Genomic DNA, 17,349 nt, shown 5'->3' on the forward strand with positions numbered 1-17,349 from the left:
AAAAAGAGATCTGGCCCGCTGTAGGTTCCCTTAAATCGCAGCCGATTTAAAGGATAAAACATGCAGCGATTCAAAGTGCTACAGCGTCCTTTGCGCGTCTATTAAAGCACGCAGCGCTGTAGTCACACGACCGTCAGGCCGTCATGGACTCCGACCATTCGGCGAGCGCTGCGATCACGCCGGGCAAGACCGCCATGCGGGAAATCACCGTCTCGGCGCCGGCTTCCGTCAACTTATCCGCATGCGACGGATAGGTATGGGCGCCGCCGGTGAAGCCGACGACGCGCATCCCTGCGGCGCGGGCGCCATGGATGCCGTGCACCGAATCCTCGATGACGAGGACGCGCGAAGGGTCGATTCCGAATTGGGCGGCGCCATGCAGGAAGATGTCCGGCTTCGGCTTGACGCGGTCTGGGCCGAGATCACGCGCCGAGTAGATATGCTTGCCGAAATGGTCCCTGATGCCGACCTTGCCGAGCATTATGGCAAGGCGCTCGGAGGTGGAGTTGGAGCAGACGCAATGCGGCAGCGTCAGTTGCGTCAGCGCCAGCTTGACGCCGTCGATGATCTTGACGTCGCGGGCAAGCCGCTTGTCGAGAATCGCGTCGACCTTGTCGATCAGCGATGCCGACAGGGGAATGCTCGCTTCCTTCTCGATTGCGAGCAGGGTGTTGCGCCAGGTCATGCCGGCGAAGCGCTCGGCCATTTCCTCGACGCTGATCGGGTAACCCGCTTCCGTCAGCAATCCGGCCTCGACTTCCGAGGCGATGATTTCCGAGTCGACGAGAACACCGTCGCAGTCGAAGATAATGAGATCGATACCGGTCATTTGGGAGTCAGTTCCTTGGGAGAAAAGGCGCCACTGGCAGGGGAGGAGTCTGGATCGCCACGAGCGCGACAGCAGGCGGAGCTTTATACGATGGCGGCCCAAAGCTCAACCTTTGGAAATCGCCGGAAGAGTACCCGGGCTTCCTCGACAGCGTCGGGATGCGCCTCTATCTGTAGCGCATGAACAGGGAACGCGACGACACGCTTGCGAGCCGCATCAGCCGCGTGCTTGCCGAAAGGATCATCTCCGGAGTGCTGCCGCCGGGCGAGCGGCTGCGGCAGGATCACGTTGCCGAGGAGTTCGGCGCCAGTCACGTTCCTGTGCGCGAGGCCTTTCGCCGGCTTGAAGCGCAGGGGCTTGCGGTCAGCGAACCGCGCCGTGGCGTGCGCGTCGCCGCTTTCGACCTCAAGGAGGTGCGCGAGGTGGCAGAGATGCGGGCCGTCCTGGAGGTTTTGGCACTGCGCCACGCCGTGCCGCACCTGACGCCGGCGATCCTCGATCGGGCCGAGGCGGCAACGGTTGCGGCCGACCGTTCACGGGACGTGCGCTCCTGGGAGGCGGCGAACCGCGCCTTCCACCGGATAATTCTCGAGCCTTGTGGCATGCCGCGCTTGCTCGCGGCGATCGACGATCTTCATGCAGCAAGTGCCCGGTTTCTTTTCTCGGCTTGGCGTTCGAGCTGGGAAGCCCGCACCGATCACGATCATCGCGCCATCCTGGCGGCTCTCCGTCAAGGGAAGGGCGAGGAGGCGGCAGCCATTCTCGAGCGTCACGTGGGCTGGATCGGCAAGACTCCGGTGAAGACCGCAGCCGGTGAGGTCCACGACGCCTTCTCTATCGTCGGCTAGAGGCCGTCGCTGCGACGATTCAAAATTATCTATAATTTCTCCAGCCGGAGGCGCGTGGATGCGTCGCTCCAGAGCTTCCATTCGGTTGCGAGCGCCAGTTCGCAGCCTCATGACTATTGATCGCGTCTCGGCTTACGGCTATTGGATAATTATAGATAGTTCCAGAAATTATCTATAATTCTGAATTCCAACTTGAGAGAACCAATGTCCGATCTTGTTTCTGCGCATTCGCCCGTTTTCGATCCGCTGCGTCTCGACGGAAAAGCGTGGCCACTCAAGGCGCTGTTCGTGCTGGCAGGCACAGGCTTCCTTGCAATCTCCTCGCAGATCAGCGTGCCGATGGTGCCGGTGCCGATCACCATGCAGACCTTCGCAATCACCATGATCGGCGTCATCTACGGCTGGCGTCTGGGTGTGGTCACCATCCTGGCATGGCTGACGGAGGCCTTGGTCGGGCTGCCGGTGCTTGCCAATGGCGCGGGCGGCATCGTCCACTTTGCCGGTCCGACGGCCGGTTACCTCGCCTCGTTTCCGCTGATCGGCGGCCTCGCCGGTTGGCTCGCCGCGCGCGGCTGGACGGGTGATCGGGTGGTGCTGAGCTTCCTGGCGCACTTCTCCGCCAATATCCTCTGCCTCGTCATCGGTGTGGCGTGGCTTGCCACGCTGATCGGCCTCGAAGAGGCGATCATGTTGGGCGCCGCTCCATTCCTGCTCGGTGCGGTCCTGAAATCAGCGTTAGCGGCGGCGGTTCTCAAGGCAATCCAGCGCTCCATTCGCAAGCCGGCAGGCCTGTTTTGATGGTTCGCCTGCGCGGGCATCATCTTCTGTGTCTGCTGACCTTCGTGGGCGAGGGCTATACGCCCTCGTTCACCCGCAACTATCGCCAGATTGCCGGTCGCCTTTCGGCCGGCGAGCCGATCGAGATTGTCGACGGGCCGGACGATATCTGCGCGCCGATGCGGGATGTGCCCGAGGCGCATTGCCGTAACGAAAATATCCGCTGTCGCGACAACCGGGCTTTGGCTGCGGTATCCAACCTGCTCGGGCTGCCGCTTGGTCCCGGCTCGGTTCTCATTCTCGATGATGGCCGCCTTCAGGACCTGCGCGGCGCCTTTACGCGTGGCTCTGTTCGCGCCGCCTGCGACGAATGCGAATGGTCCACGCTTTGTACACGCGTCGCGACCGATGGCTTTGATGGCGTGCTCGTTTGAGGAGTGCCGGCGTCGGCTGCCGTATCCCTATTGCGGAAAGAGCTCTGAGAAGGCTTTTTCGCCAGTGGCGGTAAAGCGGATGGCACGGCTGTTCTGCTCGCGCTTCGCCCAGCCCTTGTCGATGAAGAGGGTCAGGAGCGCCTCACCGAGCGAGCCGGCGAGATGCGAACGGCGCTCGCTCCAGTCGAGGCAGGTCCGACAGATCGGTCGGCGTGATTTCTTGAGCGCGGCGTAGTCGATGCCCAGCGCCTCGACGCGGGCGCGACCGCCATCGGTCAGCGCAAGGTCTTCGCCTGTCACTGCGATCTGCCGTGCGGCCACCAGGCTGTCGAGCATGCGTACGCCGTAATCGCCGGCCAGATGATTGTAGCAGACGCGCGCCTTTCTCAGCGCCGGGTCCTTCGGCCCCGGTTGATGGCGCGTCAGGCCGCGGCTCGCTGCAAAACCCATGATGCTTTCGAGCATCAGCCCGACCTCATCCTCGCTCAAGGCATAATAGCGGTGGCGGCCCTGCTTGCGCTGCGTCAACAGGCCGCCAGCCTCGAGCTTGGCGAGGTGTGAACTCGCGGTCTGCAATGTGATTCCGGCATGTGCCGCAAGCTCCGTCGGCGTCAATGCCCGACCGCCCATCAGCGCGGTCAGCATATTGGCGCGCGCAGGATCGCCGATGAGCGAGCCGATCAAGGCAATGTCCGGACCTTCCTTCATACTTCGATCTTAATCGAAGCATTCGCGCCGGACAAGGAGGCATAATTGTTCCCAAGCCAGAAGGAGAAAACCATGATCACCTGCTTCATCCGTTACGAGATCGATCCGTTTCGCAAGGACGACTTTGCGACCTACGCCCGCAATTGGGGCCAAGCCATCCCTCGCTGCGGCGCCGATCTCATCGGCTATTTCGGCCCGCACGAAGGTTCGGCGACGACCGCCTACGGCGTCTACAACATCGAAAGCCTCGCCGCCTACGAAGCCTATCGCGCCACACTCGCCGCCGACCCGCTTGGGCGCGAGAACTACGAGTTCGCGCGGAGGGAACGCTTCATCTTGAAGGAGGAACGCATCTTTTTGAGGAATGTCTCTCTGCCGCATGGAAAGGAGTGACGCGATGATTGCTGTGATATTCGAAGTTGTGCCGGCCGCAGGGAGGCGTGACACCTATCTCGGCCTTGCCGCCGATCTGCGGCCCCTTCTGGACAGCATCGATGGCTTCATTTCCATCGAGCGTTTCCAGAGCCTCACCGATCCGAATAAGCTGCTGTCGCTCTCCTTCTGGCGCGATGAAACGGCGGTGCAGGCGTGGCGCATCGGCGCCGAGCATCGCACCGCGCAGGAGGCGGGCCGGCGTGGAGTCTTTGCCGACTACCGGCTGAGGATCGCGGCAGTCGTCCGGGACTACGGTCTCAACGATCGCGATCAGGCGCCGGCCGACAGCCGCCAGTGGCATGATCGGGACGAGACGACTTGAGGAAAGCGCTGCACAGGTGAACCACTGATCGCGGATTGGTCGGCATAAGCATGGACGCGAATTTTTCTGGAGCGGCTTCAGCCTTTGGTAACCATCTTCGGTAACCATAAGCGTATAGTCAGTCCGAGTAAGCGTATTTGCGAGTTGTCCAATGTCTTCAGTTGTTTCGCTTGCCGAAATCTCCCGTGCCGCCCGTCCGTTGAGCTGGCTCGACAGCATCATCAAGGGAGATTGCGTGGCAGCGCTGAACGCGCTTCCCGATAATTCCGTCGATGTTGTTTTTGCCGATCCGCCGTACAATCTTCAGCTCGGCGGCATGCTGCATCGCCCGGATCAATCGCTGGTCGACGCCGTCGACGACGACTGGGACCAGTTCGCCTCCTTCGAGGCTTACGATGCCTTCACCCGCGCCTGGCTGCTCGCCTGCCGCCGCGTCCTCAAACCGACCGGTACGCTTTGGGTGATCGGCTCCTATCACAATATTTTCCGGGTCGGCGCAATTCTGCAGGACCTGCATTTCTGGATCTTGAACGACATCATTTGGCGCAAGACCAATCCGATGCCGAACTTCAAGGGCCGACGTTTTCAGAACGCGCATGAAACGCTGATCTGGGCGACGCCGAACGCGAAGGCCAAGGGCTACACCTTCAACTACGAAGCCATGAAGGCGGCAAACGACGACGTTCAGATGCGCTCCGACTGGCTGTTCCCGATCTGCTCGGGCAATGAGCGCCTGAAGGGTGACGACGGCAAGAAGGTGCATCCGACGCAGAAGCCGGAGGCGCTTCTCGCCCGTATCCTGATGGCCTCGACCAAGCCCGGCGACGTCGTGCTCGATCCCTTCTTCGGCTCCGGCACCACCGGCGCTGTTTCCAAGCGCCTCGGTCGCCATTTCGTCGGCATCGAGCGCGAACAGGACTACATCGACGCCGCCGCCGAACGCATCGCCGCCGTCGAGCCGCTCGGTAAGGCGACGCTTTCCGTGATGACCGGCAAGAAGGCGGAACCGCGCGTTGCCTTCAACACGCTCATCGAAAGCGGGCTGATCAAGCCCGGCACGGTCCTAACCGATGCAAAGCGCCGCTACAGCGCTATCGTGCGTGCGGATGGTACGCTCGCCTCGGGCGGCGAGGCGGGCTCCATCCATCGCCTTGGCGCGAAAGTTCAGGGGCTCGATGCCTGCAACGGTTGGACATTCTGGCACTTCGAAGAGGGGAGCAGCCTGAAGCCGATCGACGAACTCCGATCCGTCATTCGAAATGACCTGGCAAAACTGAACTGATCAACCAGTTCCGCTCGGGTCTTCGAAAGGCGCTCCGTCCGGTTTTTGTACCTTCAGTCCCGGAGGGAGAGCTTTAAACGCCCGGAATCCGCAAGGATTCCGGGCGTTTGTAATCAATGTCGGAAAAGGAAACCCGCCGCGGCAGGTCTTCCATCGAGAGATGCAGCGTATCAGAGAAAGAAGTCGTCGAACCGCAAGCTGGAGACGCCATTGACCTTGATCTGGAAATCGGCGTAGCCGTCGCCATTGACGTCACCGGAGACGACCCCGTAGCGGAAATTGAGCTCGCCCGCCTCTCCGGAGAAGGTGCTGCTGCCGATGAAGGTGAAGCTCTGATTGCCGCTCCAGGTCGTGTCGGCGTCGATCGTCGAAAGGTCGATCACGTCGTATTCGGAACGATGGAAATCGGTGATCACATCGCGGCTGCTGCCGACCGCCGTTTCGCTGATCGAATTGAAGTCGAAGTCGTCGGCGCCAGTACCGCCGACCAGATAATCGAACCCTGTCCCGCCGCGCAGGATGTCTGCGCCGGAGCCGCCATAGAGATCGTCGGCACCGCTGCCGCCGTCGAGAAAGTCGTTGCCGCCGAGGCCGTCAAGAATGTCGTTGCCACCGAGCCCGCGCAGGACATTGGCGACCGAGCTGCCGGTAATATCGTCGTGGCCGTAATTCGTGCCCGTCGCATTCTCGATACTGATCAGGTCTTCCCGACGACCCGTGCCGGTGGTCGCATATTTATAGCCGAGGTCGATCGTCACCCCTCTGCCGCGCTCCGAGCTGAAGCTGTCCTGCAGTTGATAGCTGATCGTATCGACTCCGGTTCCGCCGTTGAAATAGTTCTTGAAACCGACGGAGAGGAAGGTGTCGTTGCCGCTATCGCCATAATAGTCGCTGGCGTAGGTCTCAATCTCAAACCGGTCGTTGCCGGTGCCGCCGGAAACTACGTCATAGGAGCTTGCGTCGCGGACACGTGCGTCGGCGATGTAAAGGTCGTCGCCGGCACCCATGAAGATATCGTTGCCACCCTCGAAGTAATTCACGACCATGTCGTTGCCGTAGCCGGCATCGACGAAGTTGTATCCGCCGTAGGCGTCAGTCCTGTTCAGGTAAATCTGGTCGTTGCCATCAAGTGCATAGATCTCAACCGAGATGTAACCGTTCTGAACGATCTTATCGCTGTAGTTCGTTCCGTAGATACGCGTGGCCATGGAGAAGAACCTTTCGGGGTGGGCGTCGAATTCTGGCCGTGATCATTAAGGGTGAGACCTGAATGACGGCTGAACCGATTGTGGCGCTTTGGTGATTTCACAGCCACCACGGACATTAAAAAATCGTGCGACTCAAAGAGTTGGATCATTTCACCGTTTCAATGGAAACAGTGAAATGATCTAGTGATGAATGCCATACGCCGCGAGGTCGACCTTCAGCTTCTCGGGGTCGGTGAAGCGAACCGCATGCCAGCCCGCAGCGCGCGCGCCTTCGACATTGGCGATGCTGTCGTCGATGAAGAGCGTGGCGGCGGGATCGAGGTCAAAGGCCTCGGCATGGGCCTCGTAGATTGCGACGTCCGGCTTGATCAGCCCGACGTCACCGGAGACCGTCACGCCGCGCGGCAGCGTCAGGAACGGAAAGAGCTTCTGCGCCTCCCGGAACGTATCGGACGCAAAATTGGTGAGCATGGTGACGTCGCGTCCTTCGGCGATCAGTCCCTCCATCAGGGAGACGGTCTCGACATAGGCATGCGGTACCATCTCCTGCCAGCATCGGCGAAATGCGCGAATCTGTTCCTCGCGGTCCGGGTGTTCCCGTATCAAGATTTCCTCCGCCTCTTTCCATGAGCGTCCGCGATCCTGCTCGACGTTCCAGTCGTGCGTGCAGACCTTGGCGAAGAACCAGTTGCGCTCGGTCTCGTCGGGAATGATGCGGCAGTAGGGAAGATGTGGGTCGTAGTGGATCAACACCTTGCCGATGTCAAAGACGATGTGGCGGATGTTGGCGCTGCTCATCGGCAATCCTTGGTTGTCCAACAGGTTCTGTGCGGGGGAGATTGACGAAAAACGCTTCATGCCTTGGCTCTATCTAGTTTCGCTCGGCCTTGAAGGCGTTTGGTATAGCCTGGGCGATTGCCTTTTTCATGACGGTTGGCAGCGCCTGCGCCTTGAGTGACGCGATCGGTTCCCACCATCCGTTCGCGCCCGTCTCGGCGCGCTGGACATTGGCGCGGTAGACCGAAAGGTGCAACTCGAAATGCGTGAAAATATGCGTGATCGCTCCGCAGGGCGCCCAGGGCGCGGCGAAGGGCTGGGCATCGATCGTGGTCTCGCCGTCGCGGCGGGCCGTCCATCCTGTGCCGGGAACCTCGGTCATGCCCCCGAGAAGGCCCGTGTCGGCGCGCTTCTGCAGGTAGACGGCGTTCGAGTTGTCGATCGCCACGAAAGCTGCGCCGAGACGTAGCGGCTTTTGCTTCTTTTCCGCCTTGCGCGGGAAGGTTTCGGGGTCGGCCGTCGCAAGTGCCAGACAGCTTGAACGGAAAGGACAGAGCGAACAGGCTGGCCGCTTCGGGGTGCAGATCGTCGCGCCGAGATCCATCATCGCCTGCGCAAAATCCCCCGGGCGATCCACCGGCGTCAGGGCAAGGACACGCGCCCGCATTTCGGGCTTGGCGGCCGGCAGCGGCGTTTCGATGGCATGGAGTCGCGAAATCACGCGCTCGACATTGCCGTCGAGAACGGCGCTTCGGCGGTTGAAGGCAATCGCGGCGATCGCCGCCGCCGTGTAGTCGCCGATGCCTGGAAGTGCTTTCAGCCCCTCCTCGGTGTTCGGAAAGTGCCCGCCGTGCTCACCCGCCACCGCTTCGGCGCATTTTTTCAGGTTGCGCGCGCGGGCGTAATAACCGAGCCCGGCCCAGGCCTTCATCACGTCTTCCGTATCTGCAGCGGCAAGATCACCGACCGTCGGCCAAAGCTTCAGGAACTTGTTGAAATAGGCCCTGACCGCCTGGACGGTGGTCTGCTGCAGCATGACCTCGGACAGCCAGACATGGTAGGAGTCGGCGACCGCGCCCTTTCGCGCCATAGGCGGCGAGACCCGCCATGGCAGGTCGCGATGGTGGCGATCATACCAGTCGAGGAGAAGAAAGGTGGCTTCCGCCGCCTTCGGGGTGTCGTGCATCATTTGCCGGGGAATCCTTTTCCGGCCTATAGTTGGATGACGTCAGCCTACAGCGCCACGCGTCTTATCAGACGCGCAAAGGACGCTGTAGCATTTTGAATGGCTGCATGTGTTTATCCTTAAATCGGCGATGATTTAAGGAAACATGCAGTAGGCCGCAAGGCGCAATCGGAGTTGCAAACAGAAAGTCGTGCCGGTGAATCAAGAGAAGGCCCGCAAGGGCGTCGTCCAGATCAGCGAGGTCGCGAACGGCCTTATCGATCCGGTGCTCGCCAAGCGCGCGGGCATCAACACCATGCTGCTGGGGTCCTGGGACGAGATCGCCGGGCCCGAGTTTGCCGACTGTACGCGGCCGGAAAAAATCGCCTGGCCGCGGCGCGCCTCCGAAATGGGCGGCGAGGGCGGCCATCAACCGGGTGTTCTGACCGTCGCCTGCGAGGGCGCGAGAGCACTTTTCCTGACTCACGCCCAGGGCGAGCTTATCCAGCGCATCAACGGCTTCTTCGGTTTCCATGCGATCGGGCAAGTGCGCATCGTGCAGAAGCCGGTTGCGGCGCCTAGGCCGTTCCGTCGTTCGCGTCCGCTCGTCGGCGAGCCCGCGCGAAAACTCGAAGCCATGGTGGAAGGCGTGGAAAACGAGGCGCTGAAGGCAGCGCTCCGGCGCCTTGGGACCGCCGTGTTTTCGTCGCGTCCGAAGAGAAGCTGATCTTCAAGCGGTCACATTTCTTTGAATTCAGTTGAGACGCCGCCCCTTGTCGCCTCCAGCAAGGCAAGTTATCGAATTCGCAATTCAATTTTCCCTCATAGAACACGGGTCAAATTCATGTCCGCTTCCGAAAAGAGCCTTTCGAAACGCCTTCTGGGCGGTGCTGCCGTCGCCGCGCTCGCCCTGGTGCTCGCCGCCTGCAGCGAGGAGAAGAAGGAGGCGGCTTCGACTGCGCCGGCCGAAACCAGCGCGACCGCGGAGGCGACGACCACTGCGTCCACCCCGGCAGCACCGGCCGCCACCAGCGAGGCAAAGCCTGCTGAAACCGAAGTTGCCCAGGCATCCCCATCCACTGCCGCCAAGGTTGAGCTGCCGCAGCCGGAAGGCACTGTCGATGTGAAGAAGCTGCTCGAACCGGGCGCGCTGCCGGAAATGGCGCTCGGCGAAGCCAATGCGCCGGTGACGATCGTCGAGTACATGTCTATGACCTGCCCGCACTGCGCGAACTTCCACAACAAGACCTTCGACGCCATCAAGGCGAAATATGTCGACAGCGGCAAGGTGCGCTTCATCATTCGCGAGTTCCCGTTCGATCCGCGTGCGGCTGCGGCCTTCATGCTGGCGCGCTGCGCGCCGGAAGGACAGTATTTCCCGATGATCTCCATGCTGTTCAAGCAGCAGGAGCAATGGGCCGCAGCGCAGAATGGCCGTGATGCGCTCTTGCAAATGTCCAAACTCGCCGGTTTTACACAGGAGAGCTTCGAGGCCTGCTTGACGAACCAAAAACTTCTGGATGATGTGAATGCAGTGATGCAGAGGGGCGCCAAGGATTTCGGCGTCAAGTCGACGCCGACCTTCTTCGTCAATGGTGAGCACTATTCGGGGGACATGTCGGTTGACGTTATGTCGGCCCTCATCGACAGCAAGCTCTGATCCTTCGCTTTTCCTGAAAACGGGCGACGGCGGCAGCCGTGCGCCCGTTTTTTCGTTCTATCCGCCTCGTCCTGATGGCGAATGGCTCGGCGGCCGCCAGCCGAGGTGCGGCTGATGAAGTTCAACAAGCTTCGTCTGCTCGGTTTTAAATCCTTCGTCGAACCGACCGAATTCGTCATCGAGCGAGGCCTGACCGGCGTTGTCGGGCCGAACGGCTGCGGCAAGTCGAATCTTGTCGAAGCGCTCCGCTGGGTGATGGGCGAGAACTCCTACAAAAACATGCGCGCCTCCGGCATGGACGATGTGATCTTTTCCGGATCGGGCAACCGGCCGGCGCGCAACACGGCTGAAGTCGGCCTCTATCTTGACAACGCCGATCGCACGGCGCCCGCCGCCTTCAACGACAGCGACGAGATCCAGGTGACCCGCCGCATCGAGCGCGAGCAGGGATCGGTTTACCGCATCAATGGCAAGGAAGCGCGCGCCAAGGATGTGCAGCTGCTTTTTGCCGATGCGTCAACCGGCGCGCGTTCGCCGTCGATGGTTGGCCAGGGCCGGATCGGCGAACTAATTGCCGCCAAACCCCAGGCCCGGCGCCAGCTTCTTGAAGAGGCGGCCGGCATTTCCGGCCTGCATTCGCGCCGCCATGAGGCCGAATTGCGCCTGCGAGCGGCCGAGACCAACCTCGAGCGGCTCGACGACGTGACGTCCCAGCTCGAAAGCCAGATCGAGAGCCTGAAACGCCAGGCCCGCCAGGCCAACCGCTTCAAGATGCTGTCGGCCGATATCCGCCGGCACGAGGCGATCCTTTTCCATATCCGTTGGGTACAGGCCAAGGAAGCTGAGGCCGAGGCGACAAGCCAGCTGAACCAGATCACCGCATTGGTCGCCGAGAAGGCGCAGATCCAGATGGAGGCAGCGAAAGCCCAGGCGATCGCCAGCCTCAAGCTGCCGGAACTGCGCGAGAACGAGGCGAAGCTCGCGGCGGCACTGCAGCGCTTGCAGATCGCCCGCGCGCAACTGGAGGAGGATGCAGGCCGGATCCTCAGGCGCCGCGATGAATTGCAGCGCCGGCTGGCGCAGCTCGCCGAGGATGTCGCGCGCGAGGAGCGGCTGGTTGCGGACAATGCCGGCATTCTCGCTCGCCTCGACGAGGAGGAGGCGGAGCTCCAGGACGTCCTGGCGGAGGCGGATGACCGCGCCGGCGAAGCGCGCGAACGGCTGGAGGCGGCCGACGGGACCCTGTCGATCAGCGAGGCCGAACTTCAACGGCTGACGGCTGAGCGTGCCGAGGCTCAGGCTGCCCGCAATCAGATCGAGAGAACGCTTCGCGATCTCTCCGAGCGGCAGGCGCGTCTCGCCCGTCAGCTTTCCGACCAGACGCGCGATCTCGATGATCTCGATCGCCAAATGTCGGCACTTCCCGATCCGCATGAAAAGCAGGGGCAGGTGGAGGTCGCGGAAGCTGCACTCGAAGAAGCCGAAGCCGCTGTCATCGCCATCGAAGAGGCACTTTCCGACGCTCGCGCCGATGAAGCTGCCGCGCGCCCGCCGGTCGATCAGGCGCGTGCAACGTTGAATGGCATCGAAGCCGAGGCACGCACGATCCGCCGGATGCTGGAGGCGGTCGGTGGTGCGGCCTATCCGGCGATCGTCGAGGAGGTGAAGGTCGAGCGCGGTTTCGAGACGGCGCTTGGTGCGGCGCTCGGCGACGATCTCGATTCGCCTTTGGATCAGGCGGCGCCCGCCCATTGGCGCATGCCCGGCGACCATTCTGCCGATCCATCCTTGCCGGCTGGTGCCGTGCCGCTGGACGGCTATGTGCGCGGGCCGGAGGCGCTCAAGCGGGTGCTTGGCCAGATCGGGATCGTCGAAAGCGAAGCGGAGGCGGAGCGCCTGCTGCCGTTGTTGAAGACTGGCCAGCGCCTGGTGACGAAGGAAGGCGCGGTCTGGCGCTGGGACGGTCACGTGACGGGATCGGAGGCGCCGAGCGCCGCAGCCTTGCGGCTCGCGCAGAAGAACCGGCTTGTCGAGCTCGAGAGCGAGACCGAGGATGCGACCGAGGCGTTGCGGCGGGCCGAGGCCGATCTCACCGCGGCCAGTGCACGCATCCGTGCCGAGGATGAACGGCTGCGGCTTGCGCGCGATGCCCAGCGCATGATCGCCCGTCAACTCGGCGAAGCGCGGGAAGCCTTGGCCACGGCCGAGCGTGCCTCGGGCGATCTCGCCCGCCGTCGTGCCGTGCTTACCGAAACGAAGCTTCAGGTGGAGGGACAGGTCGACGAGGCGGCGGAACAGATCGAGGCGGCCAATGACGCGCTTGCCGCAGCACCCGATCTTTCCGAACTCGAGCTTGGCCTCCGCAACCAGACGGCCTTGGTCGCCGCCGATCGCGCAGCGGTCGCCGAAGCCCGTGCCGCACATGACGGCCTTGCCCGCGAAAACGAAGTGCGGCTGCGCCGGCTTTCGGCGATCGTCGCGGAGCGCGAGACGTGGCGAGCGAGGGCCGCGAGCGCGGAGGAACATATCGGCACGCTGCGCGATCGCGAGGCGGAAGCGCGGGAAGAGGTCGAGGAACTGATCGATGCGCCCGACGAGTTTGAGGACAAGCGCCGCGCGCTGATGAGTGAATTGCAGAAAGCGGAGGCGTCGCGCCGTGAAGCGGCCGATATTCTCGCCGAAGCGGAAGGCCGCCAGCGGGAGACCGATCGGGTGGCCGCGGCTGCGCTTTCGGACCTCGCGGAGGCCCGTGAAAAGCGTGGTCGCGCGGAGGAGCGCCTGGTCTCGGCCCGCGAGCGGCGCGTCGAGATCGAGGCGCGCATTCAAGAAGGGCTCGCTTGCGCGCCGCATGAGGTAATGCGCCTGACGGGACTCGCTGCCGACGAGGCGCTGCCCGGCATGCATGGCGTCGAGCGCGAACTTGAGCGGCTGAAGATCGAGCGGGAACGGCTCGGAGCCGTCAATCTTCGCGCCGAGGAAGAGCAGAAGGAGCTCTCCGAACGCCTTGCGGCGATCCTCAAGGAGCGCGACGACGTGATCGAGGCAATCCGCAAGCTCCGCAGTGCCATCCAGAACCTCAATCGCGAGGGGCGCGAGCGGCTGATCGCCGCGTTCGACGTGGTCAACGGGCAGTTCCAGCGGCTGTTCACCCATCTCTTCGGCGGCGGCACGGCCGAACTGCAACTGATCGAGAGCGATGATCCGCTCGAGGCCGGCCTCGAGATCCTCGCGCGTCCGCCCGGCAAGAAGCCGCAGACGATGACGCTACTATCGGGCGGCGAGCAGGCGCTGACGGCGATGGCGCTGATCTTTGCCGTCTTCCTCACCAATCCGGCGCCGATCTGCGTGCTCGACGAAGTCGATGCCCCGCTCGACGACCACAATGTCGAGCGCTACTGCAACCTGATGGACGAAATGGCGGACTCGACAGAGACCCGCTTCATCATCATCACTCACAACCCGATCACCATGGCCCGGATGAACCGTCTCTTCGGCGTCACAATGGCCGAACAGGGTGTCTCGCAACTCGTTTCCGTCGATCTGCAGACGGCAGAGCGTATGCGGGAAGTGGTCTGATCGGTCCTCCCTGGGCATTTCCAGCGGCTTCGAACAGGCAGAACCGGCCGTCGCCGCACGGTGCGCCAGCTTCAGGTTTCAATTTTGGTGCACTGCAGCAAAATTCTTCGCTGAGTGCATTTTCACGCCGAAGCATATACTGTAGATCGTCATAAAAGGCTGTTTCGGGTGGAGAGCAGGCATGGCGAAATGGGTATACACCTTCGGCGGAGGCAAGGCCGAAGGGCATGCGGGGGATCGCGACAGGCTTGGCGGCAAGGGTGCAAACCTCGCCGAGATGTGCAATCTCGGCCTGCCGGTGCCGCCGGGGCTGACGATCGTCACGGATGCCTGCAACAGCTATTTCGAGAACGATAGAGCCATGCCCGACGGCCTGCGCGAGCAGGTGCGGGAAGGTATTCGGCGGATGGAGGAGATTACCGGCCGGACATTCGGCGATACGACCCGTCCGCTTCTGCTGTCCGTTCGCTCCGGCGCGCGCGCGTCGATGCCCGGCATGATGGACACCGTTCTCAACCTTGGCCTCAACGACCAGTCTGTGCACGCCCTCGGCCACGACGCCGGCGATGCGCGCTTCGCCTGGGATAGCTACCGGCGCTTCATCCAGATGTATGGCGATGTCGTCATGGGCGTCGACCACGAAGTCTTCGAGGAAATCCTTGAGGACGAGAAGGGGCGGCTCGGCCACGAGCAGGATACCGAACTTTCTGCCGTCGAATGGCAGCACGTCATATCGCGCTACAAGGAAGCGATCGAGGAGGTGCTTGGCACGCCGTTTCCGCAGGATCCGGAGGTTCAGCTCTGGGGAGCGATCGGCGCCGTCTTTTCGAGCTGGATGAACCCGCGTGCGATAACCTACCGCCATCTTCACGGAATTCCGGCCGGCTGGGGCACGGCGGTCAATGTTCAGGCGATGGTCTTCGGCAATCTCGGAAATTCGTCGGCCACCGGCGTCGCCTTCACGCGCAATCCTTCGACCGGCGAAAACGAACTCTATGGCGAGTTTCTGGTGAACGCTCAGGGCGAAGACGTCGTCGCCGGCATTCGCACGCCGCAGAACATCACCGAGGCCGCGCGTATCGCGTCGGGTTCGGACAAACCCTCCCTAGAAAAGCTGATGCCCGAGGCGTTCGCCGAATTCGAGGCGATCTGCAACAAGCTGGAGCGGCATTACCGCGACATGCAAGACCTGGAGTTCACGATCGAGCGCGGCAAGCTGTGGATGCTGCAGACCCGGTCCGGCAAGCGCACCGCCAAGGCGGCCCTGAAGATCGCGGTCGACATGGCCGAACAGGGGCTCATCTCCAAGGAAGAGGCGGTGGCGCGCATCGACCCGGCTTCGCTCGACCAGCTGCTGCATCCGACGATCGATCCCCATGCGCGGCGGGACATTATCGGTTCCGGCCTGCCGGCTTCGCCCGGGGCGGCAACCGGAGAGATTGTCTTTACGTCCGAGGAGGCCGTGCACGCGGTCAAGGAAGGCCGCAAGGTCATTCTGGTCCGCGTGGAGACGAGCCCCGAGGACATTCACGGCATGCATGCGGCGCAGGGCATCCTGACGACCCGCGGCGGCATGACGAGCCACGCGGCAGTCGTTGCCCGCGGTATGGGCACGCCTTGCGTTTCCGGTGCCGGCAATATCCGCGTCGATCCGCGCAACGAACTGCTGATTGCCGCGAGCGTAACCTTGAAGAAGGGTGATGTCATTACCATCGACGGGTCTTCCGGCCAGGTGCTGAAGGGCGAAATCCCGATGCTTCAGCCCGAACTTTCAGGCGATTTCGGCAGGATCATGGAATGGGCCGATCAGAGCCGCCGGATGACCGTCCGTACCAACGCCGAAACGCCGGCGGATGCGCGTGCCGCCCGCTCGTTCGGGGCCGAAGGCATTGGTCTCTGCCGCACCGAGCACATGTTCTTCGAGGACGACCGCATCAATGTGATGCGCGAAATGATTCTCGCTGAAGACGAGGCGGGCCGGCGCACGGCGCTTGCCAAGCTTCTGCCGATGCAACGCTCGGATTTCATCGAGCTTTTCTCGATCATGCACGGCCTGCCGGTCACGATCCGCCTTCTCGACCCGCCGCTGCATGAGTTCCTGCCGAAGACGGACGAGGAGATTGCCGACGTCGCCGCGGTCCTTTCGATCGATCCTTCGGAACTGCGCCAGCGGGTAGATGCCCTCCACGAGTTCAACCCGATGCTCGGCCACCGCGGTTGCCGCCTGGCGATTTCCTATCCGGAAATTGCCGAAATGCAGGCTCGCGCCATCTTCGAGGCGGCAGTCGAGGCGGCGCATGAGACCGGTGCGGCTGTGGTCCCGGAGATCATGGTGCCGCTCGTCGGCCTTCGCTCTGAGCTCGACTACGTCAAGGAACGGATCGAGACCGTTGCCAAGGAAGTGATCGGGGAAGCGGGAATTGGTATCGACTATCTCGTCGGCACGATGATCGAGCTGCCGCGGGCAGCCTTGCGCGCCGGCGTCATCGCCGAGGCGGCCGACTTCTTCTCCTTCGGCACCAACGACCTGACGCAGACCACCTTTGGCATCTCGCGTGACGATGCGGCCCCGTTCCTCGCCACCTATCAGCAGAAGGGCATCATCGAGCAGGATCCGTTCGTCTCGCTCGATTTCGAGGGTGTCGGAGAGCTAATCATGATTGCGGCGGAGCGCGGGCGCCGGACCAAGAACGGTCTGAAGCTCGGCATATGCGGCGAACATGGCGGTGATCCCGCATCGATCCGCTTCTGCGAGGAGGCGGGTCTCGACTATGTCTCCTGTTCGCCCTTCCGCGTGCCGATCGCCCGTTTGGCGGCGGCGCAAGCGGCGATCAACGGCAGCGGCAAGACGGAGGCGCTGGCGGCAAGTTGACTGCTGTCCACGCCCGCCGTCCGCGACGGCGCACCGGTTCGCGTCAATACCAATAATACGGCCTGCGTATCAGGAAGTCGTTGTCGTAGCGGAAGGCGCGTGCCTCGGCGCGACGGTCGAGTTCTATGCGCTGCAGGCAGGTGGCAAACGCATCCGTGCCGCGGCGAAAGCCATAGGAGGCGCAGGTCGTTTCGTCCCTTGCGCGCCGCTCCTGCGGCGTCATCGTCTGGCACCCGGCAAGCATCAATCCTGCCGCAGCCAGGGTCAGCAGTCTCAAAGGTTTCATCATTGCCTCCTGATCGGCACCGGTGGCACGGGACGATTCCGCAGAGATCACACGAGCACAACAGATGTTGCTTAGCGCCGATCTCGGTGAGGGCCGCCGGTGCCGGTGGGTTGGGAACAGAGGTCGGCCGAAAGGCGGGGCGTCATGTCCACGGCGGAGCGAGGCAAAAG

Annotated in this window: 16 protein-coding genes; 10 read left to right on the forward strand and 6 right to left on the reverse strand. The window is 62.6% G+C overall.

What is annotated here, in order from left to right; genetic code table 11:
- Positions 1-133: 133 nt before the first annotated feature.
- Positions 134-829 carry an HAD family hydrolase gene (locus QN219_RS01925; protein WP_283997534.1) on the reverse strand — a complete coding sequence of 232 codons (696 nt, stop codon included), beginning with the start codon at positions 827-829 and terminating at the stop codon, positions 134-136.
- Positions 830-1,008: 179 nt separating this feature from the next.
- Between QN219_RS01925 and QN219_RS01930 the strand changes: the two genes are divergently transcribed.
- The 3 genes from QN219_RS01930 (at position 1,009) to QN219_RS01940 (ending at position 2,888) form a co-directional block, all read left to right on the forward strand.
- The gene (locus tag QN219_RS01930; protein ID WP_283997535.1) at positions 1,009-1,677 is read left to right on the forward strand and encodes a GntR family transcriptional regulator; all 669 of its coding nucleotides are present in this window, start codon (positions 1,009-1,011) and stop codon (positions 1,675-1,677) included.
- 204 nt (positions 1,678-1,881) lie between these two features.
- A complete protein-coding gene (locus tag QN219_RS01935) occupies positions 1,882-2,475 on the forward strand; it encodes a biotin transporter BioY (protein ID WP_283997536.1) in 594 nt (197 codons plus the stop codon).
- The gene (locus QN219_RS01940; protein ID WP_283997537.1) at positions 2,472-2,888 is read left to right on the forward strand and encodes a DUF1284 domain-containing protein; all 417 of its coding nucleotides are present in this window, start codon (positions 2,472-2,474) and stop codon (positions 2,886-2,888) included. The genes QN219_RS01935 and QN219_RS01940 overlap by 4 nt, the downstream gene beginning before the upstream one ends.
- Before the next feature lie 27 nt (positions 2,889-2,915).
- Here the strand turns inward: QN219_RS01940 and QN219_RS01945 are convergent, their stop codons facing one another.
- Entirely contained in the window at positions 2,916-3,596 is a 681-nt protein-coding gene (locus QN219_RS01945; protein ID WP_283997538.1) for a winged helix-turn-helix domain-containing protein, read from the reverse strand.
- Positions 3,597-3,668: 72 nt separating this feature from the next.
- On the opposite strand from QN219_RS01945, the gene QN219_RS01950 reads away from it, so the two are divergent.
- The 3 genes from QN219_RS01950 to QN219_RS01960 all read left to right on the forward strand — a co-directional run bounded on the left by QN219_RS01950 (position 3,669) and on the right by QN219_RS01960 (position 5,635).
- A complete protein-coding gene (locus tag QN219_RS01950) occupies positions 3,669-3,989 on the forward strand; it encodes an NIPSNAP family protein (protein ID WP_283997540.1) in 321 nt (106 codons plus the stop codon).
- Between the two features lie 4 nt (positions 3,990-3,993).
- Positions 3,994-4,353, forward strand: a complete 360-nt coding sequence (locus QN219_RS01955; protein WP_283997541.1) for an antibiotic biosynthesis monooxygenase — start codon at positions 3,994-3,996, stop codon at positions 4,351-4,353.
- A gap of 151 nt (positions 4,354-4,504) precedes the next feature.
- Positions 4,505-5,635: a site-specific DNA-methyltransferase gene (locus QN219_RS01960; RefSeq protein WP_283997543.1), complete on the forward strand. Its 1,131-nt coding sequence runs from the start codon at positions 4,505-4,507 to the stop codon at positions 5,633-5,635.
- Positions 5,636-5,805: 170 nt separating this feature from the next.
- Here the strand turns inward: QN219_RS01960 and QN219_RS01965 are convergent, their stop codons facing one another.
- The 3 genes from QN219_RS01965 to mutY form a co-directional block, all read right to left on the reverse strand.
- A complete protein-coding gene (locus QN219_RS01965; RefSeq protein ID WP_283997544.1) occupies positions 5,806-6,843 on the reverse strand; it encodes a calcium-binding protein in 1,038 nt (345 codons plus the stop codon).
- 180 nt (positions 6,844-7,023) lie between these two features.
- Complete coding sequence (locus QN219_RS01970; protein WP_283997546.1) at positions 7,024-7,641, reverse strand: HAD family phosphatase; 618 nt, start codon at positions 7,639-7,641, stop codon at positions 7,024-7,026.
- Positions 7,642-7,714: 73 nt separating this feature from the next.
- Entirely contained in the window at positions 7,715-8,809 is a 1,095-nt protein-coding gene (mutY, locus tag QN219_RS01975; RefSeq protein WP_283997547.1) for an A/G-specific adenine glycosylase, read from the reverse strand.
- 193 nt (positions 8,810-9,002) lie between these two features.
- Here mutY and QN219_RS01980 point away from each other — a divergent pair, with 193 nt between their 5' ends.
- The 4 genes from QN219_RS01980 (at position 9,003) to ppdK (ending at position 16,893) form a co-directional block, all read left to right on the forward strand.
- Positions 9,003-9,512 (forward strand): DUF721 domain-containing protein, encoded by a 510-nt coding sequence (locus QN219_RS01980; protein ID WP_283997549.1) that lies wholly within the window; start codon positions 9,003-9,005, stop codon positions 9,510-9,512.
- A gap of 117 nt (positions 9,513-9,629) precedes the next feature.
- Positions 9,630-10,445: a DsbA family protein gene (locus QN219_RS01985; protein ID WP_283997551.1), complete on the forward strand. Its 816-nt coding sequence runs from the start codon at positions 9,630-9,632 to the stop codon at positions 10,443-10,445.
- A 114-nt stretch (positions 10,446-10,559) separates the two neighbouring features.
- Positions 10,560-14,021, forward strand: a complete 3,462-nt coding sequence (locus QN219_RS01990; protein ID WP_283997553.1) for a chromosome segregation SMC family protein — start codon at positions 10,560-10,562, stop codon at positions 14,019-14,021.
- A 181-nt stretch (positions 14,022-14,202) separates the two neighbouring features.
- Positions 14,203-16,893 (forward strand): pyruvate, phosphate dikinase, encoded by a 2,691-nt coding sequence (ppdK, locus tag QN219_RS01995; RefSeq protein ID WP_283997555.1) that lies wholly within the window; start codon positions 14,203-14,205, stop codon positions 16,891-16,893.
- A 43-nt stretch (positions 16,894-16,936) separates the two neighbouring features.
- Here ppdK and QN219_RS02000 read toward each other — a convergent pair whose 3' ends face one another.
- Entirely contained in the window at positions 16,937-17,179 is a 243-nt protein-coding gene (locus tag QN219_RS02000; protein WP_283962870.1) for a hypothetical protein, read from the reverse strand.
- Between the last annotated feature and the right edge of the window lie 170 nt (positions 17,180-17,349).

Source organism: Sinorhizobium sp. 8-89 (genome assembly GCF_030124325.1).
Taxonomy (GTDB): domain Bacteria; phylum Pseudomonadota; class Alphaproteobacteria; order Rhizobiales; family Rhizobiaceae; genus Sinorhizobium.

Excerpts from the sequence above, each read along its gene's own strand:
- QN219_RS01925 (WP_283997534.1), bottom strand. The coding sequence starts at position 829 with ATGACCGGTATCGATCTCATTATCTTCGACTGCGACGGTGTTCTCGTC.
- QN219_RS01930 (WP_283997535.1), top strand. The coding sequence starts at position 1,009 with ATGAACAGGGAACGCGACGACACGCTTGCGAGCCGCATCAGCCGCGTG.
- QN219_RS01935 (WP_283997536.1), top strand. The coding sequence starts at position 1,882 with ATGTCCGATCTTGTTTCTGCGCATTCGCCCGTTTTCGATCCGCTGCGT.
- QN219_RS01945 (WP_283997538.1), bottom strand. The coding sequence starts at position 3,596 with ATGAAGGAAGGTCCGGACATTGCCTTGATCGGCTCGCTCATCGGCGAT.
- QN219_RS01950 (WP_283997540.1), top strand. The coding sequence starts at position 3,669 with ATGATCACCTGCTTCATCCGTTACGAGATCGATCCGTTTCGCAAGGAC.
- QN219_RS01955 (WP_283997541.1), top strand. The coding sequence starts at position 3,994 with ATGATTGCTGTGATATTCGAAGTTGTGCCGGCCGCAGGGAGGCGTGAC.
- QN219_RS01960 (WP_283997543.1), top strand. The coding sequence starts at position 4,505 with ATGTCTTCAGTTGTTTCGCTTGCCGAAATCTCCCGTGCCGCCCGTCCG.
- QN219_RS01965 (WP_283997544.1), bottom strand. The coding sequence starts at position 6,843 with ATGGCCACGCGTATCTACGGAACGAACTACAGCGATAAGATCGTTCAG.
- QN219_RS01970 (WP_283997546.1), bottom strand. The coding sequence starts at position 7,641 with ATGAGCAGCGCCAACATCCGCCACATCGTCTTTGACATCGGCAAGGTG.
- mutY (WP_283997547.1), bottom strand. The coding sequence starts at position 8,809 with ATGATGCACGACACCCCGAAGGCGGCGGAAGCCACCTTTCTTCTCCTC.
- QN219_RS01985 (WP_283997551.1), top strand. The coding sequence starts at position 9,630 with ATGTCCGCTTCCGAAAAGAGCCTTTCGAAACGCCTTCTGGGCGGTGCT.
- QN219_RS01990 (WP_283997553.1), top strand. The coding sequence starts at position 10,560 with ATGAAGTTCAACAAGCTTCGTCTGCTCGGTTTTAAATCCTTCGTCGAA.
- ppdK (WP_283997555.1), top strand. The coding sequence starts at position 14,203 with ATGGCGAAATGGGTATACACCTTCGGCGGAGGCAAGGCCGAAGGGCAT.
- QN219_RS02000 (WP_283962870.1), bottom strand. The coding sequence starts at position 17,179 with ATGAAACCTTTGAGACTGCTGACCCTGGCTGCGGCAGGATTGATGCTT.